Consider the following 25,400-nt stretch of genomic DNA (forward strand, 5'->3'; position numbering starts at 1 on the left):
ACTTACTCCTGTTTTTTCAGAACCAGGTCTTCGATTTCTTGATCACCCATGATCCCTCCAGGACGCAGGGCCATCGTCAGTACAATGACCGTTCCCAGTGCAATACCCGACAAGCCGAGCACTTCGGGCAGGTCGATGCCCAGCAAGACCGGGCCGGTTTCCAGCCATCGCACGCATTCCAACCCGAACGAGATCAAAAGCGTGCCTAGAACCGCGCCTGTGACCGTCCGCATTCCCCCAAGGATCAGCATGGCGAGTGTTAGAAAGACGTGGTTGAAATAGAAGGGCCGTGCGCTGATCGTGCCAAGGAAATACGCGTAGGCAATCCCGGCGACCGCAAGCAGGATGGCCGACAGGACCCAGGCAATCAGGCGTAACCGGCAAATATTCACGCCCATTGCGGCGGCTCCGACCTCATCATCGGCGCAGGCGCGTAGTTGGATGCCCCAGCGGCTTTCGCGAAACAGGCGCACGATGAACACGACGAACACGGACAAGATCACGATAGACGTCAGTGAAAAGACCTGCGGAATGCCGAAAAACGCCTGGTTCCCTTTGAAAATGTCGGTGCGGTACAGGAATACAGAATGCACGATGACCAGGACGGCAAGGGAAAAGATGGTCACGCCAGACCCTGTCAGGCGCACTACGAACAACCCGACGATCAGGGCCAGAACAGCGGTGATCACAATGGCAAGCAGCGCCGAACTGACCGGATCCAGCGAGAAGGCATTCAACCCCCAAGGCGCATCCGGAAGAGAGATGGATTTGACAGTCACCGGTGTCACGCAGATCGCGGCCACATAGGCGCCGATCCCCATGAAGGCACTGTGGCTGAGGTTGGTCAGGCGCGCATTGCCCATGAATACCTGCATGGCCAGAACAACCAGTAGGTTCACGTAGGCGCTGTAGACCAGCCGAAGCTGATAGCGAGAGCCGAAATAAGTCACGATCAGCCCAATCGCGATCAATACGGCGGCCAGGATCGCAGCACCCACCAACCCGCGTTTCTGACTGGGATTCAGGATCATATTTTGTCCCCCTTCTCGGTCGGGGGCGACAGGATGCCATCCGGCCTCCAGACCAGAACGAGGGCTATGATTCCAAAGACAAAGGCATCTTTCATGCCGCCATATTCCTGCGGCAGAAGGACTAGCATGGCGACCTCAATCGCGCCGAGTAGGAAGCCGCCCAGTACGGCTCCGGGCAGGCTGCCAAACCCTCCGACGACACAGGCAACGAAGGCCTTGAGGACCGGGTTGAACCCCAGATGAGGATCGACCGATCCGCGCCGCGCCATGATGAAGATACAGGCTAGCCCGGCCAGCAGGCCCGACACCATGAAGGCCACCGCAAACACCCTGTTGGATTTGACGCCGACCATACGGACCATCTCAAAATCCAGCGAGGCCGCGCGCATGGCCAGACCCAGTGTTGTGCGTTTGAGAAACAGCATCAGTCCGACGATCACCAGCACCGTCGTCACCGCCTCGAACACCTGAAGTGAAGATACCTGAACGCCCAAAAGCTGCACGGGCCAGTCGAGGAAATACAACGATGTCACGGCCACGGGGCGTGGTGAGACCGCAAGCAGAAACACGTTTTGCAGAATGATTGAGACACCAAAGGCGGTCAGCAGACCGGTTGTCGGGTCCGCGTATCGCACGGGTCGGAACGCCACGCGTTCAAGCAGAAGGGACATCAGGATCGCAGCGGCGATCGCTCCGCCTATCACGATGAAGGGGTTGTTCAGCGCCAGTGCGGCAAAGGCCACCATCGTGTAGCCGCCAACTGCGATCACCTCACCATGGGCAAAGTTCACCAGCCCCATGATCGAAAAGACAATCGCCAGGCCGAGTGCAATCAGCGCATATTCCGCACCAAAGGCGAGCGCGTTCATCATCTGCTGGGCCACGTATTCCATGTCAGGCGATCCCCGTCAGTTCCGCCATAAGCGCGCTGCTTTGGCCCAGTGTTTCCTTGGTGCCCTCAACCATGATCCGCCCATTATTTAGAAGGTAGGCGTAGTCCGACAGGCGCAGCGCCTGCGTTGCGTTCTGTTCAACCAGCAGGATCGTCATTCCCCGCGCTTTCAGCTGTTCGATCATCTGGAAAACCTGGCTCACGATCTTGGGGGCCAGACCTAGACTGGGTTCGTCCAGCAACAGAATCTTGGGTCGAGTCATCAAGGCCCGGGAGATGGCGAGCATCTGCTGCTCTCCGCCTGAAAGGGTTCCCGCCGGTTGATCCCTGCGTTCGCCAAGGATTGGAAAGGTCTCAAGCCAGTGGGCGATGTCGGCCTCCTTGGCCGTGCGGTCAGAACGCGTGGCACCGCCCAGAACCAGGTTTTCCTCGACGCTCAGATTCGAGAAGATCCGCCGTCCTTCGGGCGCCACGGACATACCCGCCTGCACGCGGGCTTCCACAGGCAGGGCCGAGATATCGGCCCTGTCAAAAGTGATCCGGCCCGAAGACTTAACCACCCCCATCAGCGCGGAGATGGTCGAAGTCTTGCCCGCGCCATTGGGTCCCAGCAAGGACACGCAGCGGCCCTTCTCCACGGCGAAAGAGATGCCGTGCACGGCCTCAATCGGGCCGTGAGAAACTATCAGGTTTTCAACATTCAGCATGGGATTGAAACGGGGGCTCGAACCGCCCCCGTCTTTTGGCTCAGTTCCAGTCTTTCGGTGTGTTTTCGGGAATTTCGTTCGAGATCAGAACCCGCTTGCCATCTTTGTAGCCGATCACAGGGATCGTGCGCTGGGCATAGGTTTTCGTATCTTTGAACGAAATGCTGTCGACTGTCAGGACCGGGATCGAGTCGGCTGTGCGGATCGTCTCCGCAATCACCGCCGGGTCGCTGCTGCCTGAGGTTTCGACCGCCCAGGCAACGGCCTTGACCGTGTCGGCACCGGTGGCTGGGAACAGGCCGGGCACATCGTGGCCCAACTCTTTGCAGTCCGCCATGAACTTGACCACGGCGCTTTCGTCATGGCTGGGAGCCAGCGTGGCAAAGAACACCTTGTCGAGGATTGCGGGATCATCAGCCGCGACGGCGTCCAGGGAAGGATCGTCAAACCCGTCCGAGCCGACCACCCAGGCGTCGATACCGGCGCTGCGCAGCTGTCGGACCAGCACACCGATATCGGGCATGATCGACGAAATATAAACGGCGTCGATCTCTTCACCCAGTGCTTTCATGTCAGCGATCTGAGGTGACCAGTCCGATGTGCCAAAGCTGAAGTTCATCTTCGCCAGCACCTTGCCGCCGCCCTCTTCGATCACTTGACCGAACCACAGCGGGGTGCGGGCAGACCACGACCCGCCTTCGTCCGACGTCAGCAGAACCACATTCTTGACCCCTTCGCTAAGCGCGTGGTTGGCAGCTGCCGTTGCCGTGAATGGATCGGGTGAGACACCGGTAAAGAAATTGTCCACAATGCCCGCGTGCATCTCGACTTGCGTGGATTGCGGCTGGAAGATGGAAACGCCATAAGGTTGCGCGATCTGAGCTACCGGGATCATCGTGTCCGAGAACGGCGTGGTGCCCAGCATCACAACCCCTTCGTCCAGGAACTTCTGCGCCAACGAGATGGCCGCCTGCGTGTCGCCTGCGGAATCCTGAACCAGGACTTCGATCTTCTTGCCGCCAGCACCACCGTCGGCGTTGATCATATCGGCCATACAGCGCGCGCCCAGGTATTCGGAATAGATGGCCAGATCACCTGTCATCGGCACGCCCAGTCCGATCTTGATCGTATCTTCAGCGACCGCGGGTAGGGCGAGGCTCATGGCGGTCAGAGTCGTAAGGGTCAACTTCTTCATACTTGTTCTCCTGTTGAAAGCCGCCTGCGTCACGCGGCACGTTCATCGGTCTCGCCAAGATAAGCGTCGATAACCTCTTGGTTCTTGGTTATTTCTTCGGGTGCGCCTTGGGCAATGATGGCACCCATGTTCAAAACAGTGATCTTGTCGCAGAGCGACATGATGAATTTAAGATCGTGGTCGATCACCAAAATCGCGCAGTCCGAATGTGTCCGCACCCATGTCAGTGACCGGCCCAGAGTGTCCGTTTCCTGTTCGTTCATCCCCGCGGCGGGTTCGTCCAGCATCAGGACACGCGGGTTCAGGGCCAGCGCGCGAACGATCTCCAACCGCCGAAGCTGCCCATATGCCAACGACCCAGCGTTTTGGTTGAGCTTGTCCGACAGGCCGAACTCGGGGATCGCGGCGTCGACGATTTCGGCGCCGCGGCCGGAATAGCGGGCGATGTCGATGTTTTGCGCGACGCTGAGGCTTGGAAAGACCCGCAGGTTCTGAAACGTCCGCGCCACACCGCGCGCCGCGCGTTCGTGGGCGCGTAGATTGTCCAGCGGCTCGCCGTCCAGCGACAGACTTCCTGCTGAGTGGGTCAGCAGGCCAGAGATCAGGTTGACCAGCGTCGTCTTGCCTGCGCCATTGGGACCGATCAGGCCGCGTACCTCGCCCGGTGCGACGGACATGGTCACATCCTCAACGGCGTGGACCCCGCCAAAGGTCTTGGTGATGCCGTTCAGATCAAGCACCGGCCAATTCCTCGACCAGTTCTTTTGTGGTGACCTGTCGGCAATAGCCTTTGATCGCGCGCAGAGAATTGTCGTGCCGGTCCTGCGTATGAGTCAGGCAGGCATCTTCGACCTGAGTGACAAGGTAGCCCAGATCACACGCGTCACGGATGGCGCTTTCGACGCATTGATCCGTCAAAAGACCGGACAAAACAACTTGGCGAACGCCAAGGTTGCGCAGGATGTAGTCAACATGCGTGGACACAAACACCGAAGAGGACGTCTTCGGCAGCACGATCTCATCGCCTTGGGGCGCGATCTGGTCAATGACCTTTCCGTCCCAGCTGCCCTTGGGAACATGAAAACCCGTTATCTTGTAGTCCAGTGACCGGTCCCGCCCGTCGAGCGTCAGGCTTTCGATATTGGTGTACATGACCTCGACGCCGGCAGTGCGGCAGGCGGCCTGTATGGCCTGCATGTTCGGGATCACGCGGTTGTCCAGCTGATCGAAAAACCAGCCGTATTCCTCATTGAATTCGGCCTCAGGCAGTTCTTTGAATTCGGCTCCTTCCCGGTGTGCCGAATAGTTCTGCACGTCAATGAACAACAGCGCGGATTGCGATGGGATAAGTGGAACATTTCGGGTCAAACTCACGTCTTGGTCTCCAATATCCGGGTAAAGGCTTCGGCGAGAAGCTGCGCCCAATCTTCGACGCCTTTTGTATCGCGGATCAGGTCATTGCGGATCTCGACCAGCGAATGTGCCAGTCCGCGCGGTTCGGCGAAATGCGGTATGAACCAGTCGCTTTCACTGTCGATCTGATAGGGCTGGTTCAACGTCATGTGCAGATCGGGACGTAGGGCCGAGATATGGTCGATCGCGGCCTGCCCCGTGGTCGGGTCAACGCGGGTCAGAAATCCGGCGTGCCAAGGCCGCGCCTCACCATCGACCTGTGCGGCGAAGGAATGGATCGACACGGCAAGCACGCGCGGTGCCCGGTCCAGCATATGTTCAATGGCTGCGTTCAGAGGGGCCATGATCTCACGCTGACGCGCCTTGCGATCCGCAACGGTCAAGTTCAGATTGGCTGGGATCTGCTCTCCAAAGCTGTTTGGCGGAATTGAATCCGGGGCTTCGATTGGGCGGTTGCAATCAATCACAAGCCGGGAATAGCGCTGCAAGATCAAAGGGGCCCGTAGCCGGTCAGCCAATTGCCGGGCCACGGCCTCGGCCCCAATGTCCCAACCGCGATGGCTGGCCTGCACCTCTTCCGAGACACCAAGATCACCGAGCTTTTGCGGGATCGCGCGCCCGGCGTGTTCGCAGAGCAGCGCGATCTTTGCATCACTGTCACGATTCACCCATTCCACCGGGGCGGGATCCCCGGCGACCAGCAATTCTTGGGTTGCGGTTGATGTATTCATGTGGTCCACGTTAGAGAACAAGTTTTTTCAGAGTCAATGAAAAATAGATTGACTGAAATTTTTATTCCATGCGATCCATTCAAATTAGGAGGTGCCGCTTGCTGGTTAGGCAGAGAATTGAAGCGAAGGCGGAACACATGACCGCGAGCGAGCGCAAGCTGGCCGCTGCCTTGCTCAGCGATTACCCCTATGCGGGTCTGGTCACGATTCAGGAACTCGCGCGCCGGGCCGAGGTATCGGCCCCGTCGATCTCTCGGTTTGTCACCAAGATCGGACTGGGCGGTTATCAGGAATTCCAACGTGCTCTCTTGTCGGAATTGAAAGAAGGCCAACGCTCGCCCACCGATCTGCACGGCGAAGGGCGCAGTGTTGATGGAGGGTTCTTACGTGATTTCATCGCGCGCGCCTCGTCCCAGATGGCGCTGTCGGCAGAAGGCATCACCGAGGCGCAGTTTCAGCGCATATGCTCGGTACTGAGCCAGCCTAAAAGCGATGTCTATATCTTGGGCGGTCGGATCAGTGACACCATCGCGCAGCATTTGTCCTTTCACCTGCGCCAAACCCGCAGCGGCGTGTATCATCTTCCGGCCAACAATGAGGTCTGGCCGGAATACCTGCTGCGGATGAAGCCTGCGGATATCCTGTTTCTCGTCGATTTTCGCCGCTACCAACCCGCGCTGGCGCGATTGGCCGCGACTGCCGCGCAGGACCGAGGGGTTCGCGTTGTCCTCATGACAGACAAATGGCTGTCTCCCATATCCCGCCATGCGGCAGAAATCTTGCCAGTTCCGATCGAAAGCGGCACGCTCTGGGACACGTATACAGCGGCCCTTGCCGTGACCGAGGCGCTGGTGACGCGTATCGCCGAAGACAACTGGGACCAGACGAAATCCCGCATCGAAGCCTGGGACGCCATGCGATCCCACAATCAGGACCCCAACCCATGATGCCCAAAACCCCCTTGATGTTTGTCGCCACCTCTGACCTTGCCGGTAAATTACGGGGCAAGGCCTTTCCGGCGGATCAACTGAACAAGCGGTTGCAGCGCGGGGTCGGGTGGACACCAACGAATGTTCAGATCAACTGCTTTGACGGAATTGCCGAAAGCCCGTTTGGTGCGCTGGGCGATCTTCTTCTGATCCCGGACGCCACGGCCGAGACAAAAGTCGAGTTCGGCGAAGAAACTGGTCTGCATTTTCTTATGGGCGACATCGTCACGCTTGACGGAGACCCGTGGGACTTCTGCACGCGCAGTTTGTTGAGGGCGGCGCTGGAGCGGCTGCACAAGGTCTCAGGAGCAAATTTGCTGGCTGCGTTCGAGCATGAGTTCCAGCTGAAAGATCCGCCAAGCCAGGCCAACGAAGCCTATGGTCACCGGGGCTTTGGCCTGCAGCGTGATCTGTGCGAGACCTTGATCAACGCGATTTGTCAGGTCGGTTTGAAGCCGGATTCGATCATGAAGGAATATGGGCCAAACCAATATGAGGTCGTCATCGGTCCTGAACTGGGGGTACGCGCAGCGGACGCGGCCATCATGGTACGCGAACTGACCTATGCGACTGCACAGGCCTATGGCGAGCGGGCGACCTATACCCCTATTCGTGATGTCGCGAGCGTTGGGAATGGGGTCCATATCCATATGAGCTTTGTGGATGATCATGGCGCGCCGTTGACCTACGCCGAAGATGGGCCCTGCGGCATGTCGGATCTGACGAGTGCCTTCGCTGCTGGAGTATTGAAATATCTGGATGCGATCCTGGCCCTGACTGCGCCTTCGGTGATCTCGTATGAACGCCTGACACCGCATCGTTGGTCTGCGGCTTTCAACAATCTGGGTTTCCGCGACCGCGAGGCTTCCTTGCGGATTTGTCCGGTCACCGCAAAAGACCCAGCCTCAATCGCCGGGCAGTTCAACATCGAATACCGTGCGGCGGATGCTGCAGCTTCGCCTCATCTGGCACTTGCGGCGGTTGTCATGGCTGGGACACAAGGGATCGCAGAGGGGCTACCCGCGCCCATTCCAACCGAGGAAGATCTTTCGCTGTTGGACGTCGAAGAACTGAACCAAAGGGGGCTGGTGCGCTTGCCTCAGACTTTGGAAGATGCGCTCGACCGGTTCGTTTCCAACCCGGTTGTGACCGGCTGGTTCCCCGAAGGCTTCGCCGAGCTATACCAAGCCCACAAACAATCCGAGATCGCGACAACCGCACATCTGGACACAGACGCACGCTGCCGATTGTACGAAGAAACATATTGACCTGAGCGGCTGGTCTTGCGGAAGCTCGTCGAATGCAACCTCTGGGGCGTCGGTCTGGTAGTCTCGCGCCGTATGACGCGGCGCAGGCTGTTAAGCTCAGGATAGGGATGGATCATGAACCGTTCAGAAACCGATGCCATCTTGAATTTGCATAGACTGGCTTTTGGCGAAGCGGAAGGTGAAGAAATCGCTCAACTCGCCGAAGATCTCCTTGAGCATCCGGAAACGATTTCGATCAGTGTGAGGCGTGACGGGCAGATCGCGGGCAATGTCATGTTCACCCCGTTTGTCTTCCAGGATCACCCGGACGTTAAATGCTATCTTCTGGCGCCCTGCGGTGTCTCGCCCGAGCATCAAGGCCGCGGTGTTGGCAGAGAGATGATGGAGACCAGCATCGACCACTTGAGGTCCATTGGAACAGACGCTGTCTTCGTGTTGGGCGTGCCGACATTCTACCCCTTGTTCGGGTTTGTCCCGACCGACAAAGAGACGCCATATCCGAACCTTCTGACGATCCCAGAGGCATGGATGGCGCTTGAGCTCACCGCAGGATCGGTTGAAAAGCTGGCGGGCAAAACACTTGCGGTTGCGCCCTTTATGCACTCGTATTTGTGGGACACATCGCAACACGGGTGAATTCGGTTTTCTTGTCCTTGCCTCAAAATACAGCCCTGTTTCAGGTCTCCATTTCTGCGGGCCATGTCTGTTTTGTTTCTGGAAATGTCGCAAGGCTTTCAGTCACGAATCCATCCCCGAGTAGGTTGCACGTGTGAGGTGCTGCTGTTTGATTCTCAGGCGGCAGAGAATTGGGAAGCCGGTGCAATTCCGGCGCTGCCCCCGCAACGGTAAGGAAGGTCAGGTTCGACAGGTGACCACTGGGAGGAGGATCCCGGGAAGGTGTCGAAACCGGGCGCAAGCCCCTTTCAAGTCCGGAAACCAGCCTTGCATATATGTCAAACCGCGGGTGGCGGTGGGGGCACAAGTTTCGGACGTGATCCTCGCACGGCTCCGGACTGGTCTCTGATGTCATCTGCCCAAGCTGAGCCGCAGGGCGCGGCAGGAGAGCCAGAAGTGAGCAACGTTCAAAGCCTGTTGGCGCGTCGAAACCCGGCCTATGCCCTTGAACAGGCGTTCTATACCGATCCAGATGTCTTTCAGGCCGATCTTGAGGCCATCCATTACCGCGACTGGCTATTTGCTATTCCGGCATGTGAGCTGGTGAAAACAGGCGACTATGTGACCTACACTGTAGGCGCATACCGCGTGATCATCGTGCGCGGCGCGGACGACCAGATCCGGGCCTTCCACAACACCTGCCGCCATCGCGGGTCGATCATCTGCAAGGCGGCCAAGGGCAACTCGCCCAAACTGGTCTGTCCCTATCACCAGTGGACCTATGAGCTTGATGGCTCACTGCTATGGGCACGAGATATGGGGCCTGATTTCGACCCCAAACAACAGGGGCTGAAAACCGTTCACTGCCGTGAACTGGCCGGGCTGGTCTATATCTGTCTTGCAGATGAAGCCCCCGAATTCGACACCTTCGCCAATAGAGCACGCCCCTATCTGGAGCCGCATGATCTGAACAACGCCAGGGTCGCCTTTGAATGCACGATCATCGAAAAGGGCAACTGGAAGCTGGTCTGGGAAAACAACCGCGAGTGCTATCACTGTGGCGGCAACCACCCCTCGCTGTGCAGGACCTTCCCTGATGATCCCTCGGTAACCGGTATCGAAGGGGGCGAAACCCCGGCCTTCATGCAAACTCACTTCGACCGGTGCGAGGCTGCAGGGATGCCGTCGCAGTTCTATCTGCATGATGACGGGCAATACCGTCTGGCGCGGATGCCGCTGAAGGAAGGGGCAGAAAGCTATACTCTGGACGGCAAATCCGCAGTGCGTCGCTTTCTTGGCCGCGCGCCCTTTGCCGATGCCGGGACGTTGCTGAAGTTCCACTATCCCAGCACATGGAACCACTTCCTGGCCGATCACTCGATTGTCTTCCGCGTCACTCCGGTCAGCCCGACCGAGACCGAAGTCACCACGAAATGGCTGGTCAACAAGGATGCCGTCGAAGGGGTCGACTTTGACGTCAAGCGCCTGACCGAGGTCTGGATGGCCACCAATGACGAAGATCGCCGCGTGGTCGAAGACAACCAGATGGGCATCAACAGCCCCGCCTATGTGCCGGGGCCGTATTCGGGGATCCAGGAATCCGGTGTTCTGCAATTCACCGATTGGTATTGCGGCGCTTTGGCGCGTCACCTTGCACATGACACGATGGCGGCGGAGTGACAGAGATGAAAGATCTGAACGCTGTTGCCTCGATCTGGCAGGATGATGAGACGCTGGAATGCGTCTCGGTCGTGCCCGAGACGCCAAACACCGCCAGCTTTACCTTCCGCGCCCCTTCAGGCGCCTTGTTTGCCTACCATCCCGGTCAGTTCCTGACGCTCGAGATTCCGGCGCCGGGGCAGCCGGGTGGCGTTGTGCATCGGACCTACACGATCTCGTCTTCCCCGTCGCGTCCGCGATCCATCACGATTACGGCCAAGGCGCAACCGGACAGCATTGGTACTCGCTGGATGCTGGACAATCTGCAACCGGGTATGCGGGTGCGGGCGATTGGCCCAGCCGGTCTGTTCACCAATGCTGAAAGCGCAGCGCCCAAGTATCTGTTCATCTCGGCGGGGTCGGGCATCACGCCTATGATGTCGATGACGACCTGCATGTGGGACGAAGGCCGCGATTTGGATGTCGTGTTCATCAACTGCGCCAAACGTCCGTCCGAGATCATCTTCCGCCAACGGTTGGAGCAGATGGCAAGTCGGACGCCGGGTTTGGATTTGAAGTTTGTTGTGGAGGAAGCTGACCGCTACAGCCCCTGGACCGGCTACCAGGGTCAGTTCAACCAGCTGATGCTGGGCCTGATGGCTCCAGACTATCTGGACCGTGAGGTCTATTGCTGCGGTCCCGAGCCGTTCATGCAGGCTGTCCGTGACGCTCTGGCGGGTCTTGGCTTTGATATGGACAACTATCATCAGGAAAGCTTTGGAGCCCCGGTTGAGACCGAAGCAGATCAGCCCGATCTGGACGATGTCATCCCCGACGATGACAGCGCCGCAGAAATCGTGTTTGCGACCTCGGGTGTAACCGCCAAAGTTGCCGAGACGGATACGATTCTGGCCGCTGCACGTGCGGTTGGATTGAACATTGCCTCGGGATGTACTTTTGGCGTTTGCGGTACCTGCAAGGTCAAAAAGACCTCGGGAGAGGTTCACATGGTCCACAACGGCGGTATCTCCGAGGATGACATCGCGGCAGGTTACATCCTGGCGTGCTGTTCGAACCCGATCGGCAAGGTTGAAGTTGAGGTGTAGGTGGGAAGTCTCAAGCTGAAACTGCAGAGCGGCTACGGCCGCCTGCGGTTTCAGATTTTCAATTATTATATTTTATTTCATACACTTACCGCGCCTATACACGCGTCTGGAAGCTTGGGTGGCACAGGTTTGTTCGCGGATAGTTGATTCTATTCGGCAACATTCACGTGATTGCTCAAATTCTGTCTCTTTTCCGCCGGAATCTCCCCTGATAAAGCGGGTTGAGTACTGGGTGGGGTGTTGATAAGTGCGAGCAGGTATATGAGAGCCGGATATAACGGTCGTGTAGCCATTTCATGGAATCAAACTGAGCTTGATGGGCTTGAGGCGGCGCCTTTGGCCTTTTTGGCGGTCGGGTCCGCATGGTCCTGGCGAGGTCAGGCGCTGGTGTTGGGCGAAGTGGCAGAGCAAAATCTTGAACAACTGGGACATATGGGTGCGACTGCTGTGCGCACCCGCGACGCGTTCTCGGCCCCGCAAGAGGTCTCGGGAGAGTATTACGGTTCGGTTACATTGACCAATGGGGCGCAACGCTTTGCGGCAGATTTGATCGTAGCAGATGACGAACAATGGCCGACTCTGGTGTTCAACACTGGCTGTCCGCCTCGGGATCAGGATTTCTGGATCAGCGAAGTAACACATGCCGGTGCCGACCTGCGGAGTGTACCGCAGCCAACCGCAAAGGTGGTGGCCTTTCCAGGAAAATCCGCGCCGGGTTACTTTTCATAGGTTTGGTTACCTGGCTGGCGTTGAACCCGCTGGCCTAAAAACCCTTCAAGAAATTTGAGCAGGGCCGTCGGGACGTGTTGACTCTGACAGTTCTGCAGATATAAGCGCGGCTTCATTGGTGTTGGTGGCCCCCGCAAGGGGATGCCTGTCATGGGGGAAACCTCAAGAGGACAACGCCCTTTATAACCCGGCACCACGCCTGGTCTGAACTGGAACTGCCGGTCCGAGCGGAGACGCTATTTCGGCCCGAAAAGTGGGAACCGGTTTTCGGATCAAGCTGAAATGCCACTTTAAAGGAGATCAGCCGTGACCAAACGCACGTCTGCCAAGTACAAAATCGACCGCCGGATGGGCGAAAACATCTGGGGTCGTCCGAAATCCCCGGTCAACCGTCGTGAATATGGCCCCGGCCAGCACGGCCAGCGCCGCAAGGGCAAACTGTCGGACTTCGGTCTGCAGCTGCGCGCCAAGCAGAAGCTGAAAGGCTACTATGGCGACCTGACTGAGAAGCAATTCCGTCGCATCTACGCCGAAGCTGAGCGTGTAAAAGGCGACACCGGTGAAAACCTGATCGGTCTGCTGGAGCGCCGTCTGGACGCCGTTGTCTACCGCGCCAAGTTCGTACCGACCGTCTTTGCTGCACGTCAGTTCGTGAACCACGGCCACGTCAAAGTGAACGGCAAGCGGGTCAACATCCCGTCCTACCGTGTCAAAGAAGGCGACGTAGTTGAAGTACGTGACAAGTCCAAGCAACTGGCCGTTGTTCTGGAAGCTGTTGCTCTGGCCGAGCGTGATGTTCCTGACTACATCGACGCGGACCACTCGAAAATGACCGCGACCTTCGTACGCGCACCGGGCCTGAGCGATGTGCCTTACCCGGTCATGATGGAACCGAACCTGGTCGTCGAATTCTACGCGAAGAACTAATCTTCGCTGCCACTCGAGATTACAAAGGCCGCGCTTTCAGCGCGGCCTTTTTAGTTTCTAAGCTATGCATTTTGACCCGATGTCCTGACGAGGTGGCACTCCGAATTTGCGCGAGTATTCACGACTGAACTGTGTCGGGCTTTCATAGCCAACCTCAAAGGCCGCCTGCGACACACTGAGCGAACCGTGCGACAAAAGCCTGCGGGCTTCCAGCAGCCTGAGGTCTTTTTGGTACCGCAGTGGTGAGGTGGCTGTTACCGTTTTGAAATGGGCGTGAAAGGCAGAAACGCTCATGCCAGCGCTTTGTGCCAGATCGCAGACGGGCAGGGCTGTTCGAAAATCTGAGCGGATGATGTCTATTGCGCGCGCGATACGGCTGGCGGCGCTATCGCGCCAAAGCATTTGCCGCAGCATGCCACCGTGATCTGCTTGCAGGAGTCGGTAGTGGATTTCACGGCTGATCATCGGCGCGAGGATTTTTGCATCCGTAGGGTTTTGACCGGCGTGAAACAGGCGAGCCATAGCGTCAATCAGATCGGGCGAGGCTTTTGATGCAGCAAGGCTTTGGGCTGTTTCGATTTCAGCAGGCTCTGAACCGACAGAGTCGTAGAGGCCGCGTAAGATGGACAAGTCCAACGAGAATACGAGACCGACATAGGGCTTTTCTCGACTTGCTTCGGTGACGGCGGCCAAAACCGGAAGGGAATGGCTGACGATCAGAGAGTCGCCTGCTCCGAAGTGAACAAGGCGATCGCCGATACGTGTTTCTTTCTTCCCCTGTAGAACTAGGCAGACAATCGGTTCATACACCTGTGCTTCGATTGATTTCGTTTTGACATCATGAAGCAGGCCAAGACCGTCCAGTGCAGTGGGGTAGAAAGCAGCATCTTCTGCCTGTCCGCCCACAGCTTCGCAGATTTTTTCAACTAAATCATGTTGTGTCATGGTATCCTCACTGCCTCATTCAGCATATTTTGCGCAAGAGGTCAGTGCTAGCCAGAATCCTGACGGTCAGAGAATTAGGCAGATAATGAGGAGAATTCGGCAGGCGTATCGCAGTTTTCTAACCTATCTAGTGGTCAGGCTAACAATTGCGGAGAATTACCATGGCACAGACTATCCTCATAACTGGCGCTTCATCTGGTATTGGCAGAGTTACGGCTGAGCTGTTTCATAGGCAGGGCTGGAACGTCATTGCCACAATGCGCAACCCCAGCAAGGAAGCCGAGTTGACGCAACTTGAGAGTGTTCTGGTCACACGTCTTGACGTCACCGACGAGGGTTCAATTGCGGCCGCCGTTGCCGAGGGGATTGAACGCTTTGGTCAGATTGACGTTCTTTTGAACAACGCGGGATACGGCGCGTACGGCCCGCTCGAAGCTTTCCCGATGGAGCGTATCCGGCGGCAATTCGATACCAATGTGATCGGGTTGTTGGCTGTGACAAAAGCCGTTCTGCCGCATATGCGCGCAAATGGTTCCGGCTGCATCGTCAATATCTCTTCCATTGGCGGGCAAATTACCTTCCCCCTTGGAACGCTCTATCATGGCACAAAATTCGCGGTTGAAGGCCTGTCAGAGTCGCTGCACTACGAGCTTGCTGCGGCTGGTATCAAGGTCAAGATTGTCGAGCCTGGTCTGATTGCCACCGATTTTGGTGGCCGCTCGTTTGATTTCGTCAATGACGAGAGCATGGCCGAGTATCAACCTGTCGTGCAGGCTTTGTTCAGCACGTGGGGCTCGGAAGAAATGGCAGCGCGAACGTCGCCGCCAAGTGTTGTCGCCGGTGTCATTTTGACCGCGGTGACGGACGACACTGACACTTTGCGCTATCGGGCCGGCGAAGATGCCGTTGAATACCTCGACAATCGCAAGGCTCTGGACGACGCAACTTTTATCGGCGGCATGAAGGCGACGCTTGGTTTGGCCTAAGTTCAGATCGGAAGTGGTCGCCCTTCGGCGATCGCTTCCATCGCGAAGTAGGAGGTCACGCTGTCCAGCTCGACCTTTTCGATCAGGCGTTGGTAGACCTTGTCGTATGAGGTCATATCCTGGGTCACGACTTTCAGTTGATAGTCATAGTCACCGCCGATCCGATGGAAATCCACAACCTCGGGAATGGTCAGAACATGGCGGCGAAACGCCTGCAGCCACTCGGCTGAATGATGCCGGGTGCGCAGCATAACGAAGACCACGAGGTTCAGCCCCAAAGTCTCGCGCGCGATGCGCGCAGTTGACCCGATCAGAACCCCGTTTTCATTCAGCGCTTTCAACCTGCGCCAACACGCGTTCTGGGACAACCCGACCCGATCGGCCAGCTCGCGCTGCGAAAGGGTGGCGTCTTTTTGAAGCTCTCTCAGGATGTGAGTGTCTATTTGATCTAAATTTTGGCTCATATCTAATCATATGACACAAAACTTGTGATTTCTACGCAAAGAACGATAATGTTTTCACAGTTCGGATGGATCACATTGGACTTACAGTAAGGAGCCAATGCTATGACCCTGTCCAAATTTCGTGCGGATCTCTGTTCCACCACTCACAATTTCCACCTGCGCGACGGACTGATCGGAGAGAATGTTCTGATCCCGGGTCTGCAGGGGGACGTGCCGCTTGTCTATGCGGATTACGTTGCTTCGGGTCGCGCGTTGCGACAGGTCGAAGACTTTGTGGCCGATCACGTGTTGCCATTTTATGCCAACAGCCACACCGAGGCCTCCTTCTGCGGGTCTTACATGACCCGTCTGCGTCGCGAAGCGCGCGATGAGATAGCCCGCCTTGTTGGCGCGAGGGGAGAAGATGCGGTGATCTTTACCGGGTCCGGTGCCACGGCGGGGCTCAACCGGTTGGTCAGTCTGCTCGGGGTGGCGGAAGCTGATCAACCGGTTGTCCTAATCGGTCCTTATGAGCATCACTCGAACATCTTGCCATGGCGCGAGAGCAAGGCTCTGGTGGTTGAGATTCCGGAAGCGGCGGAAGGGGGCGTTGATCTGCGCGCGCTGCAGGAGGCGTTGGACACGCACGCTGATGCGGATCTGTTGATCGGGTCATTTTCGGCCGCATCCAATGTGACGGGGATCATCACCGATCCCGATCCGGTGACGCGTTTGCTCAAATCGTATGGGGCTTTGGCCGTTTGGGACTATGCCGGGGGCGGGCCTTACCTGCCGATGGACATGGGGCCTGCGGATGCGCGCAAAGATGCGATCGTGGTGTCTCCGCACAAGTTTCCGGGAGGGCCGGGGGCGTCGGGCGTACTGGTCGTGAACCAGAGTGTTGTCCAGCGTCGTTGTCCCAGCTGGCCGGGCGGAGGGACGGTGAGTTTCGTCTCGCCTTGGCGTCACGACTATAGCGAAATCCTGTCAACGCGAGAGGAGGCGGGAACGCCTAATGTGATCGGTGATATCCGCGCGGCACTTGCCTTCATCGTTAAGGATGTCGTCGGAACGGACGAGATCGCCCGACGCGAGGCGCAATTTAACCAAATGGCGCTGGAGGGATGGAAGGACAATCCGAACCTGACCTTGCTTGGGGTGGAAAACGCGCATCGCCTGCCGATCTTTTCCTTCCTCGTGCGCGACAACGCAGGGCAACCGGTGCATCAGCAACTGTTCACGCGGATGCTCAGCGACATATACGGCATCCAGGCGCGCGGAGGATGCGCCTGTGCCGGCCCATACGCGCATCGGCTTCTGGGCATAGATCGTGCCGCGTCAGAGGAATTGCACGCCGCTCTGTCCGCGGGTGAGGAGATGAAAAAGCCCGGATGGGTGCGTCTGAACTTCTCGTATCTGATGCGCGAGGAAACGGTCCAGTTCATCATCGACAGCGTCAACGACCTGTCCCGTCGGACCGAAGAATTCGCACCGTTCTACAATGCCGACCCGGCGACTGCGCGCTTCAAAGCCGCATGATGGAATTGCTGCTTTTCTGAAAGCGTTGAGACAGGTATGAGAGGCCCAATAAACGGAGCCTCTCATGACCAAGATTACCCCTCAACCCGGCATTATGGACATTGCGCTGTATCAAGGCGGCCAGTCGCATGTGGCGGGTGTTGAGCATGTGATCAAGCTGAGCTCCAACGAAAACCCGTTTGGCCCTAGCCCCAAAGCGATTGAGGCGGTGCGCGACAGCGCCGCCACCTTGCATCGCTATCCCAGCACCGACCACGCCAGCCTGCGCAATGCGGTGGGCGCGCGTCACGGTCTGGACCCGGCGCGGATCATATGCGGTGTGGGCAGTGACGAAGTGCTGCAATTCATCGCTCAGGCTTATGCAGGGCCGGGGGATGAGGTGGTTTATACGGAACATGGGTTTTCCATGTATCCGATCATTGCACGGATGGCGGGGGCCACGCCGGTCATGGTGGCCGAGCGCGAGCGCAAGGTCGATGTGGATGCCATTTTAGCAGCCATAACAGCGCAGACGCGGATCGTGTTTGTCACCAACCCCGGCAATCCGACCTCAACCATGATCTCGCAACAGGAACTGGAGCGTTTGGCGCAAGGTCTGCCGGATAGCTGCCTGATGGTTATCGACGGGGCCTATGCCGAGTTTGTAGACGGGTTCGATGGCGGTGCGTCTCTGGTCGATGCCCATGAGAACGTGATCATGACCCGGACCTTTTCAAAGGTTTATGGGCTGGGCGGAATGCGCGTGGGCTGGGGGTATGCGCATCAGTCGATCATCGACGTACTGAACCGGGTGCGCCAACCGTTCAACCTGTCTTTGACCGCGCTGGCTGCGGCAGAAGCGGCCGTCAACGATGTCGAATTCCTGTCCTTCTGTCAGGCTGAAAACGCGCGCCTGCGGACATGGTTGTCGGATGAGTTGGCCAAGATCGACGTCCCGTCTGACCCGTCTTTCACCAACTTCATCCTCGCGCGCTTTGCCGATCAGGCCGAGGCTGAGGCTTGCGATGACTACCTCAAGTCGCAGGGTTTGATTGTGCGGCGCGTTGCGGGCTACAACCTGCCAAACGCGCTGCGGATCACCGTGGGCGATGAGGAAGCCTGCCGCCGTGTCGTCGCAGCCATCACCGCATTCAAAGAGGGCGTAGCATGAGCCAGATTTACGACCGTGTTGCGCTGATCGGGTTGGGTCTGATCGCCTCATCCATGTTCTGGGCCATCAAGCGCGCAGGTCTGGCTGGCGAAGTCACCGGCTATGCCCGCTCTGAAGCCACCCGCGACACAGCCCGCAGGATCGGTTTGTGTGACCGGGTTTGCGACACCGCGCAAGAGGCGGTCGAGGGCGCGGATCTGGTCGTCCTCTGCGTTCCGGTTGGCGCGATGGGCGCGGTCGCACAGGATATCGCCCATATGCTGAAGCCGGGGGCAACGGTGACGGATGTCGGCTCGGTCAAGCGCAGCGTGATCGAAGCCGTATCACCCCATATCCCCGAAGGCGTCCATTTCATCCCGGCGCACCCTTTGGCCGGGACCGAACATTCGGGGCCTGAGGCCGGGTTCGCCGAGCTATATGACAATCGCTGGTGTTTGCTGGTGCCGGTCGAGGGATCCGACCCCGAGGCCATAGCCCAGTTGCGGGCTTTGTGGGAAGGCATGGGGGCCAATGTAGATGAGATGGATGCAGATCACCATGATCTTGTTCTGGCCGTGACCTCTCATGCGCCGCACCTGATTGCCTATACGATGGTCGGTGTTGCCGATGACCTGCGCCGTGTGACCGATAGCGAAGTCATCAAGTACTCGGCTGCGGGCTTTCGGGATTTCACCCGCATTGCGGCCTCGGACCCAACCATGTGGCGCGACGTGTTCCTGACCAACAAGGACGCGACACTTGAGATTCTGGGCCGTTTCACGGAAGAGCTGTTCGCCCTGCAACGTGCGATCCGCACCGGAGACGGAGAGCATCTGTTCGACTATTTCACCCGCACCCGCGCGATCCGGCGTGGGATTATTGATGCGGGTCAGGATACCGACGCGCCGGACTTTGGACGGGGAAAGGCAGGGTCATGAAACAGATTTTGCGATACGCGTTTGTGGCCGCGCTTTGGGCCACATCCACCCAAGCCACCGCACCCGAGCAATCGCTGTATCCAATTGCGCGCCCCAGCGCAGCAGTCGAAACTGCTGGCATCGTCGCGATCTCCAGCCGGGCCGCAACGCCTCTGACCATCCCGAACCTGCGCCCCGAAACACGGCCCGAGTCGCCTCAGTTGATCGCTGTAGCAGCGCGCCCAGCAGATTTGCCGCTGCTGGGGCCTGATACCTCTTTGATGCCCTACCTCAGACCCAAGTCATTGGAGCAGGAGGTGCTGTTCAAAAAGCGCAAGCTGCGCAAGGGGTCGGTCTGCGGTGATATCGCGATCCAAGGCAAGCCTGTCGGACGTGTCTCCAGCAAAACCAAGGCTTGCGGAGTCAAGGATGCGGTGCAGATCACCTCGGTCTCGGGAGTGACGCTGAGCCGGGCTTCTACGATGGATTGCGGCACGGCCATCGCGTTGAACAAATGGGTCGACAAAACCGTCAAGCCCACGTTCAAGCGTCGTGGTCCTGTGGTCCAGCTGCAGGTTGCCGCGCACTATGCCTGCCGGACGCGCAACAACCAGAAAGGCGCGCGTGTGTCAGAGCATGGCAAGGGCCGTGCCATCGACATTTCAGGCTTTGTCATGGCGGATGGAGAGGTCGTAACCGTCCTGAAAGGCTGGCGCAAGAACCCCTCGCAAAAGCAGCTCAAGAAGATATGGCGCGGGGCTTGCGGGCCGTTTGGCACCGTGTTGGGACCCAATTCAGACAGGTATCATCGGGACCATTTTCATCTGGATACGGCGCGGTATCGCAAGGGCTCCTACTGCCGCTAGCGCAGGATCAGACGTGGGGCAGGGCCAAGAGGGAGCGGCCCCAGAGCCACGAACCCGTCGCGGAAATTCAACTGCAGGTCCAGCGCGTTCGGGTTGCCGCCCAGTCCGGCCAGAAAATTGAGCGCGCGGGTCACCGGGTCAACGGCTTGATCGGGCAGGGCACCGGCTGCATTTGCCATTGCGATCATGTCACGCCAATTCTCGGCCTTGATCGCAATCTCTCCGGTTGGGATGCCCTGCGAGTCTATATCCAACTCACCGGCGGCAAACAGTCGCAACTCGCCCCATTTGACCTCGGCCAGATTCAGGTCGATGGTGACGGGCTGAGGGCGGCTGTCCTCTAGCGCGCTCCGGTCCCAAGGCTTGTCGAACGTGGTCAGCATATCCAACTGCAACGTCTCGAACCGCTGGGGGAGCGAGGTCGCCGATTGCATCAGCGCACGCAAGTCTTCACCGGGGGTGAACCCGTCAATTTGTGCCGTGACGGCATAGGCTTCGGGCGCAGTGGTTTGCTCCATGATGACGCTGAGGGTACCACCGCCCGCCAGCGCCTCATTCTCTTCGCTGATCAGCCAAGGGCCAGCCGTCAGTGCCATCTTCTCAAGCACCAATGCGACACCGGGTTGCAGTTCCAACTCGGCTTGCAAAGCCTTGGCCTCGATCGTCGCGGTCTGGTCGAAATAGGATAGGCGCTGAGGCGTATCGGCAAAGCTGAGGGTTTGACGACCGGGCCAGATTGCGGGGCTTTGAAACTCGATCCAATCGGCGCTCCAGGCGGTGCCGTTGACTGGATCGGCCAGCGCCGGGTTGTTTAAGCGGGTGGTGTGATGTGTCGGGTAGCCCGCCGTTTCAACGCCTGAGAATTCGGCTTGCCAGCCGCGCGCCTGCTGGGCATCGAACCAGCTGGTGATCGCATTGCGCAGACCATAGCCCGCGATGAACCAATAGGCACTCCATGCGATGGCGATAAAAATGAACACTCGTATCAGACGGCGCATGAGCATTGGCCCTTTTTCCTGCCTTGGATTTGATGTTTATAGGCCCAAACGGGCAAGGACCAGAGCAATGACGATGTGGGTTTTCGGATATGGATCGCTACTGTGGAATCCTGGCTTTCCCGTGGCGCGCAGCGAGCTTGCCATGCTGCACGGATATGCGCGCTCTTTCTGCATGAGTTCGATCCACCATCGCGGCACTGAAGATCACCCTGGTCTTGTGCTGGCGTTGGACGAACAGCCTGAGGCGCATTGCAAAGGATTGGCGCTGGCCGTGGAGGCCGGTCATGAGGATCGCACCCTGCAAGAACTGCGTGAGCGCGAGCTGATTTCGTCGGCCTATGTCGAAAAGATGCTGGACGTGCACCTGGACAAAGGTGAGGTCGTAAATGCCGTAACTTATGTTATTGATGCCGATCACGTCCAGTATTGCGGCGGCATGCCCTTGGAAGAGCAGGCTCAGATCATCGCCCATGCCGTTGGAGGGCGCGGTCCAAACACGGAATATCTGTATAACACCACTGAGCATCTGGCCGAGATCGGCCTGCACGATCCCGATCTTGAGTGGTTGTCGCAACGGGTGCGCAGCATCACCGCATAAACCCTTGGCGTCATCGGCGTCTTTTCGCTAGATTCAGGCCAGAGCAGGCAGAACCAGGAATAACGCGCATGGCGCAGGCACAACAGGGCGCGAGACCGCATTTCTCGCAACCGATCAGGCAGATTCTTCTGATGCTGATCGCAATAGGCCTGTCGGGCCTCGGGGTGTTTTTGGCGCTGCCCTATGTGCTGCCGGTCTTCTTTGCGAATCCCTATCTGAACGGCTTCATCTTGCTGGTGTTCATCATCGGTGTCTTCGCCTGTTTTTATCAGGTCGCGCAGCTGATCGGCTCGGTCCGCTGGATCGAGGCCTTTGTGGGCGGCGTGGTGCATGAGGATGCGCGCACGCCTCAATTGCTTGCGCCATTGGCCTCACTGCTGCGCGAACGCGGTGCGCGGTCGCAGATCAGTTCCACCTCGACCCGGTCCATTCTGGATTCGGTGGCGGAACGGGTAGAAGAAGAGCGTGAGATCACCCGCTACATCACCAACGTTCTGATCTATCTGGGCCTGTTGGGGACGTTCTTTGGACTTGCCACCACGGTGCCCGCAATTGTCGACACCATTCGCAGCCTGAACCCGCAAGAAGGGGAAGAGGGGCTGGCCGTCTTCAACCGTTTGATGACGGGCCTTGAGGCGCAGTTGCAGGGGATGGGCGTTGCGTTCGGCTCCTCCTTGCTGGGCCTCGCCGGGTCATTGATCGTGGGCCTTTTGGAGGTCTTCGCCGGTCACGGACAAAACCGTTTCTACCGCGAGCTTGAGGAATGGCTGTCGGGCATCACCCGGGTCGGATTTGCCTCGGGCGAAGATGGCGGGGCTGAGGTCGCGGTTCTGGCGCCTGTTCTTGACGCCATGTCCGATCAGATGAACGCGCTACAGGATCTGTTCTCGGCGCAGGAGGAAGAGCGGGCCGACGTGTCCAACAAGCTTGGTCAATTGGTCACTGTCATCGGACAAATGAACCAGCGTCAGGCGGATAATGAAGGCGTTACCGCCGCGCTGGAGCGTGTTGCCTTGGGTCAGGACGCCTTGCTGGATCACATGCGCGAACACGGGGCGGGCGAGGGCATCGATGCAGAAAGCCGGATGCGCCTGCGGTCGATGGATGTTCAGTTGCTGCGCATCCTCGAAGAGATCTCCGCCGGTCGTCAGGACAGCATGAACGAATTCCGCAAGGATATCGAACTGCTGGTGAAGGCTCTGACCCTGCCACGCGGCGCGGTTCGAACCACGCACGAGGGGGAATAACCCATGGCCCTCTCCCGCCGCACCGGTCAACGATTCCAGGGCTCGGTCTGGCCCGGTTTCGTCGATGCGATGACGGGTCTGTTGATGGTTCTGACCTTCGTGCTGACCATCTTCATGGTCATCCAATTCGTTCTGCGAGAAACGATCTCGGGCCAGGAGGATGAGCTGACGACCCTTGCGGATGAAGTTGCTGCGCTGGCTGGCGCTTTAGGGTTGGAAGAGCGTGAGAATAGCCGTCTGCAAGCGCGGTTGGGGGCCTTGAATGCCACACTGGCCGAAACGGAAGATAGTCTGGCTGAGGCGCAAAGCCAGATTACTGGATTTGAGGCTCAAGTTGCGGCGCTGTTGGCTGATCAGGCACGGGCGCAAGACGCAATTGCGGCACTTGAGACGCAACGGGCGGATCTTTTGGGCGAACGCGACAGTCTGAATCAGGCCTTGGCGCAAAGCCGCGAAGAAATTGACGCCCAAGCCGAAGCCGCCCGCCTTGCTGCAGCCCGCCGTGAGGCTTTGGAGGCTTTGGTCGCCGATCTGGAACAAAGCGGCGAGGAACGTGCGGCACTGATCGCTCAACTCGAAGATCAGCTAAGTGCGGAAGAGGCTGGCAGGCTGGCGGAGGCCGCCGCTGCCGAAGCTCTGAGGGATCGCCTTCAGAACGCCGACGCGGAACTGACCGCCATGACCCTTGCGCTAGAGGCACAGCGCAAAGAGGCCGAAGATACCCTGACCCTTTTGGCCGCAGCAAATGCCGCCCGCGCAGAACTGGAACGACAGTTTGGCGGGTTGAATGCGGAAGAGCTGGAGGCCCAGTTGCAGGCCGCTCTGGCAGCGCAGGCCGAGGCGCAGGAAGATGCAGCATCCCAGCGTTCCTTAGCCGAACAGCGCGATGCATTGCTGGCCGTAGCTCGCGAGACGCTTTCGGCGGAGCAAGCGGTTTCCGAAAAGGCGCAGCGCGAGGCCGCTTTGTTGAACCAGCAGATCGCAGCATTACGCGGACAATTGGGATCGCTGCAGGCTCTGCTGGATGACTACGAGGACCGCAATACGGCCGCTGAAATTCAAATCCAGTCTCTGGGGCAGGACCTGAACGCAGCTCTGGCCCGCGCCGCATCCGAGGAACGCCGCCGCCGCCTGCTGGAAGAGGCCGAGCGTCAACGCCTTGAGGCTGAGGCCGAAGCGCTGGCCGGACAGAATGAGGAACTCGCGGCGCAGGCCGAGGATTTGCAACGCTACCGGTCGGAATTCTTCGGCCGCCTGCGCGACGTTTTGGGCGACCAAGATGGCGTGCGGATCGAAGGCGACCGGTTCGTGTTCTCCTCTGAGGTGCTGTTCGCCACAGGCTCTGCAGTATTGTCGCTGGAAGGCCGGCAGGAGGTCGCCAAAGTCGCTGAGATCCTCCGCACAGTTGCTGCCGAAATCCCGGAAGGTCTGAACTGGGTGATCCGGGTGGATGGACACACCGACAATGTGCCCTTGGCTGGCTCGGGTCGATACCGCGACAATTGGGAACTGAGCCAGGGGAGGGCGCTCTCCGTCGTGCGCTATATGGTCGAAGCGCTGGGTATTCCGCCCAATCGCTTGGCCGCGAACGGGTTCGGAGAGTTCCAACCGGTCAACCCGGAAGACACGCCCGAGGCGCGGGCACAGAACCGGCGAATTGAGTTGAAATTGACCGAGCGCTAAGGCCCTCGCGTGGCGAAAAACCGCCTTTGCGATCTGGATTTGCCGCCCGCACCCGATGAAACACACCCGTCTCAAACCTAGATTACTGTCATAGGTTGAGAGGAGACGCGCGTGGCCCATAGGGTAGCAGACCTGTACTGCACGATTGAAACGGCATTGCGAGCATCATACCGACGGGTTGTGTTGTGCCAGACTGCAAGCGGAGACAGGTTCTGGCTTAAACGAGTCGAGCATTTTGCGCCCCACCTTTGGCTGGTCAAAGGCTGCCCTAAGGTGGCATTTGCCAGGGACCGGACATCGCATCGCTATTTGTGGAACAACGGCGTTCCGGTGCCGCGCATCTTGGCCGAGGGTTCCGATTTCATCGCCGTCGAGGATGCGGGTCTCAGCCTGACCCGGTTTTGTGGGGATCTTTCCCGTGGGCTTTTCAAAAAACAAACAGCCTGTCGCGCCGCAGGCCGGGCCTTGGCGCGGCTTCATGCGTCAGATCTTGCCCATGGCCGCCCCGCCTTTCGCGATATGTGCTGGGATGGGCAGCAGATCAGGTTCATTGATTTTGAATACTTTAAGCCGACCAAAGCGGGGCGGTTGCGCAAAGCCCGCGATCTGAGCATCGCCTTGCTGTCGGCCTTGTCTCAAGGTCAGCTAGGCCTGCGCTATGCGTCCAGCCTGCTATCCGGTTATTGGGCGGTTCGGGGCAAATGGGCCGTCGCCAATACCGCTCCAGCGTGTCAGATCCACACTGGGCTGTGACAAACGGACTTTGACCACAAGGGTTTTCGACATG

At 58.5% G+C, this 25,400-nt stretch carries 26 protein-coding genes and 1 riboswitch; of the genes, 16 read left to right on the top strand and 10 right to left on the bottom strand.

What is annotated here, in order from left to right:
- Window positions 1-2: 2 nt before the first annotated feature.
- The 7 genes from ACP15L_RS17125 to ACP15L_RS17155 are packed head-to-tail and all read right to left on the bottom strand — an operon-like array spanning window position 3 to window position 5,969.
- Window positions 3-1,031: a branched-chain amino acid ABC transporter permease gene (locus ACP15L_RS17125; RefSeq protein WP_425085103.1), complete on the bottom strand. Its 1,029-nt coding sequence runs from the start codon at window positions 1,029-1,031 to the stop codon at window positions 3-5.
- Window positions 1,028-1,924 (bottom strand): branched-chain amino acid ABC transporter permease, encoded by an 897-nt coding sequence (locus tag ACP15L_RS17130; protein ID WP_170492416.1) that lies wholly within the window; start codon window positions 1,922-1,924, stop codon window positions 1,028-1,030. The genes ACP15L_RS17125 and ACP15L_RS17130 overlap by 4 nt, the downstream gene beginning before the upstream one ends.
- Before the next feature lies 1 nt (window position 1,925).
- Window positions 1,926-2,630 (bottom strand): ABC transporter ATP-binding protein, encoded by a 705-nt coding sequence (locus ACP15L_RS17135; RefSeq protein WP_425085104.1) that lies wholly within the window; start codon window positions 2,628-2,630, stop codon window positions 1,926-1,928.
- Between the two features lie 40 nt (window positions 2,631-2,670).
- Window positions 2,671-3,825, bottom strand: a complete 1,155-nt coding sequence (locus ACP15L_RS17140) for an ABC transporter substrate-binding protein (protein ID WP_170680310.1) — start codon at window positions 3,823-3,825, stop codon at window positions 2,671-2,673.
- 29 nt (window positions 3,826-3,854) lie between these two features.
- Window positions 3,855-4,565: an ABC transporter ATP-binding protein gene (locus ACP15L_RS17145; RefSeq protein ID WP_425085105.1), complete on the bottom strand. Its 711-nt coding sequence runs from the start codon at window positions 4,563-4,565 to the stop codon at window positions 3,855-3,857.
- A complete protein-coding gene (locus ACP15L_RS17150) occupies window positions 4,558-5,199 on the bottom strand; it encodes an isochorismatase family cysteine hydrolase (protein ID WP_170643163.1) in 642 nt (213 codons plus the stop codon). The genes ACP15L_RS17145 and ACP15L_RS17150 overlap by 8 nt, the downstream gene beginning before the upstream one ends.
- Window positions 5,196-5,969, bottom strand: a complete 774-nt coding sequence (locus ACP15L_RS17155; RefSeq protein ID WP_425085106.1) for an N-formylglutamate amidohydrolase — start codon at window positions 5,967-5,969, stop codon at window positions 5,196-5,198. The genes ACP15L_RS17150 and ACP15L_RS17155 overlap by 4 nt, the downstream gene beginning before the upstream one ends.
- Before the next feature lie 68 nt (window positions 5,970-6,037).
- Here ACP15L_RS17155 and ACP15L_RS17160 point away from each other — a divergent pair, with 68 nt between their 5' ends.
- From ACP15L_RS17160 to rpsD, 7 genes are all read left to right on the top strand, one after another.
- Window positions 6,038-6,916 carry a MurR/RpiR family transcriptional regulator gene (locus tag ACP15L_RS17160; protein WP_425085107.1) on the top strand — a complete coding sequence of 293 codons (879 nt, stop codon included), beginning with the start codon at window positions 6,038-6,040 and terminating at the stop codon, window positions 6,914-6,916.
- Window positions 6,916-8,226, top strand: a complete 1,311-nt coding sequence (locus ACP15L_RS17165; protein WP_425085189.1) for a glutamine synthetase — start codon at window positions 6,916-6,918, stop codon at window positions 8,224-8,226. The genes ACP15L_RS17160 and ACP15L_RS17165 overlap by 1 nt, the downstream gene beginning before the upstream one ends.
- A 114-nt stretch (window positions 8,227-8,340) precedes the next feature.
- Window positions 8,341-8,862: a GNAT family N-acetyltransferase gene (locus ACP15L_RS17170; RefSeq protein ID WP_425085108.1), complete on the top strand. Its 522-nt coding sequence runs from the start codon at window positions 8,341-8,343 to the stop codon at window positions 8,860-8,862.
- A 119-nt stretch (window positions 8,863-8,981) separates the two neighbouring features.
- A riboswitch (cobalamin riboswitch) is annotated at window positions 8,982-9,185 on the top strand.
- Between the two features lie 64 nt (window positions 9,186-9,249).
- Window positions 9,250-10,521 carry an aromatic ring-hydroxylating oxygenase subunit alpha gene (locus ACP15L_RS17175; protein WP_425085109.1) on the top strand — a complete coding sequence of 424 codons (1,272 nt, stop codon included), beginning with the start codon at window positions 9,250-9,252 and terminating at the stop codon, window positions 10,519-10,521.
- Between the two features lie 5 nt (window positions 10,522-10,526).
- Complete coding sequence (locus ACP15L_RS17180; RefSeq protein WP_425085110.1) at window positions 10,527-11,606, top strand: 2Fe-2S iron-sulfur cluster-binding protein; 1,080 nt, start codon at window positions 10,527-10,529, stop codon at window positions 11,604-11,606.
- A 261-nt stretch (window positions 11,607-11,867) separates the two neighbouring features.
- Entirely contained in the window at window positions 11,868-12,335 is a 468-nt protein-coding gene (locus ACP15L_RS17185) for a hypothetical protein (RefSeq protein ID WP_425085111.1), read from the top strand.
- Window positions 12,336-12,641: 306 nt separating this feature from the next.
- A complete protein-coding gene (rpsD, locus tag ACP15L_RS17190; RefSeq protein ID WP_170722356.1) occupies window positions 12,642-13,262 on the top strand; it encodes a 30S ribosomal protein S4 in 621 nt (206 codons plus the stop codon).
- A 57-nt stretch (window positions 13,263-13,319) separates the two neighbouring features.
- Here the strand turns inward: rpsD and ACP15L_RS17195 are convergent, their stop codons facing one another.
- Window positions 13,320-14,207, bottom strand: coding sequence for an AraC family transcriptional regulator (locus ACP15L_RS17195; protein ID WP_425085112.1), 888 nt, complete (start codon window positions 14,205-14,207; stop codon window positions 13,320-13,322).
- A gap of 161 nt (window positions 14,208-14,368) precedes the next feature.
- Here ACP15L_RS17195 and ACP15L_RS17200 point away from each other — a divergent pair, with 161 nt between their 5' ends.
- Complete coding sequence (locus tag ACP15L_RS17200) at window positions 14,369-15,193, top strand: SDR family oxidoreductase (protein WP_425085113.1); 825 nt, start codon at window positions 14,369-14,371, stop codon at window positions 15,191-15,193.
- Between the two features lie 2 nt (window positions 15,194-15,195).
- On the opposite strand, the gene ACP15L_RS17205 is transcribed toward ACP15L_RS17200, so the two are convergent.
- The gene (locus ACP15L_RS17205) at window positions 15,196-15,657 is read right to left on the bottom strand and encodes an Lrp/AsnC family transcriptional regulator (protein ID WP_170706509.1); all 462 of its coding nucleotides are present in this window, start codon (window positions 15,655-15,657) and stop codon (window positions 15,196-15,198) included.
- A 102-nt stretch (window positions 15,658-15,759) separates the two neighbouring features.
- Here ACP15L_RS17205 and ACP15L_RS17210 point away from each other — a divergent pair, with 102 nt between their 5' ends.
- The 4 genes from ACP15L_RS17210 to ACP15L_RS17225 all read left to right on the top strand — a co-directional run bounded on the left by ACP15L_RS17210 (window position 15,760) and on the right by ACP15L_RS17225 (window position 20,087).
- Complete coding sequence (locus ACP15L_RS17210; protein ID WP_425085114.1) at window positions 15,760-17,175, top strand: aminotransferase class V-fold PLP-dependent enzyme; 1,416 nt, start codon at window positions 15,760-15,762, stop codon at window positions 17,173-17,175.
- A gap of 64 nt (window positions 17,176-17,239) precedes the next feature.
- The gene (gene hisC / locus ACP15L_RS17215) at window positions 17,240-18,325 is read left to right on the top strand and encodes a histidinol-phosphate transaminase (protein ID WP_425085115.1); all 1,086 of its coding nucleotides are present in this window, start codon (window positions 17,240-17,242) and stop codon (window positions 18,323-18,325) included.
- Window positions 18,322-19,242, top strand: a complete 921-nt coding sequence (locus ACP15L_RS17220) for a prephenate/arogenate dehydrogenase family protein (RefSeq protein ID WP_425085116.1) — start codon at window positions 18,322-18,324, stop codon at window positions 19,240-19,242. The genes hisC and ACP15L_RS17220 overlap by 4 nt, the downstream gene beginning before the upstream one ends.
- The gene (locus ACP15L_RS17225) at window positions 19,239-20,087 is read left to right on the top strand and encodes an extensin family protein (protein ID WP_425085117.1); all 849 of its coding nucleotides are present in this window, start codon (window positions 19,239-19,241) and stop codon (window positions 20,085-20,087) included. The genes ACP15L_RS17220 and ACP15L_RS17225 overlap by 4 nt, the downstream gene beginning before the upstream one ends.
- Here the strand turns inward: ACP15L_RS17225 and ACP15L_RS17230 are convergent.
- On the bottom strand, window positions 20,084-21,091 hold the full coding sequence (locus tag ACP15L_RS17230; protein ID WP_425085118.1) for a DUF2125 domain-containing protein: 1,008 nt from the start codon (window positions 21,089-21,091) through the stop codon (window positions 20,084-20,086). The genes ACP15L_RS17225 and ACP15L_RS17230 overlap by 4 nt on opposite strands.
- 61 nt (window positions 21,092-21,152) lie before the next feature.
- Between ACP15L_RS17230 and ACP15L_RS17235 the strand changes: the two genes are divergently transcribed.
- The 4 genes from ACP15L_RS17235 (at window position 21,153) to ACP15L_RS17250 (ending at window position 25,366) form a co-directional block, all read left to right on the top strand.
- Window positions 21,153-21,683 carry a gamma-glutamylcyclotransferase gene (locus ACP15L_RS17235; RefSeq protein ID WP_425085119.1) on the top strand — a complete coding sequence of 177 codons (531 nt, stop codon included), beginning with the start codon at window positions 21,153-21,155 and terminating at the stop codon, window positions 21,681-21,683.
- Between the two features lie 68 nt (window positions 21,684-21,751).
- On the top strand, window positions 21,752-22,930 hold the full coding sequence (locus ACP15L_RS17240; protein ID WP_170664719.1) for a biopolymer transporter ExbB: 1,179 nt from the start codon (window positions 21,752-21,754) through the stop codon (window positions 22,928-22,930).
- 3 nt (window positions 22,931-22,933) lie between these two features.
- The gene (locus ACP15L_RS17245; RefSeq protein ID WP_425085120.1) at window positions 22,934-24,613 is read left to right on the top strand and encodes a peptidoglycan -binding protein; all 1,680 of its coding nucleotides are present in this window, start codon (window positions 22,934-22,936) and stop codon (window positions 24,611-24,613) included.
- Between the two features lie 111 nt (window positions 24,614-24,724).
- Window positions 24,725-25,366: a hypothetical protein gene (locus tag ACP15L_RS17250; protein ID WP_425085121.1), complete on the top strand. Its 642-nt coding sequence runs from the start codon at window positions 24,725-24,727 to the stop codon at window positions 25,364-25,366.
- The last annotated feature ends 34 nt before the right edge of the window (window positions 25,367-25,400 follow it).

Origin of the sequence: Ruegeria profundi (genome assembly GCF_049800715.1) — a bacterium.
Taxonomy (GTDB): Bacteria; Pseudomonadota; Alphaproteobacteria; order Rhodobacterales; family Rhodobacteraceae; genus Ruegeria; species Ruegeria profundi_A.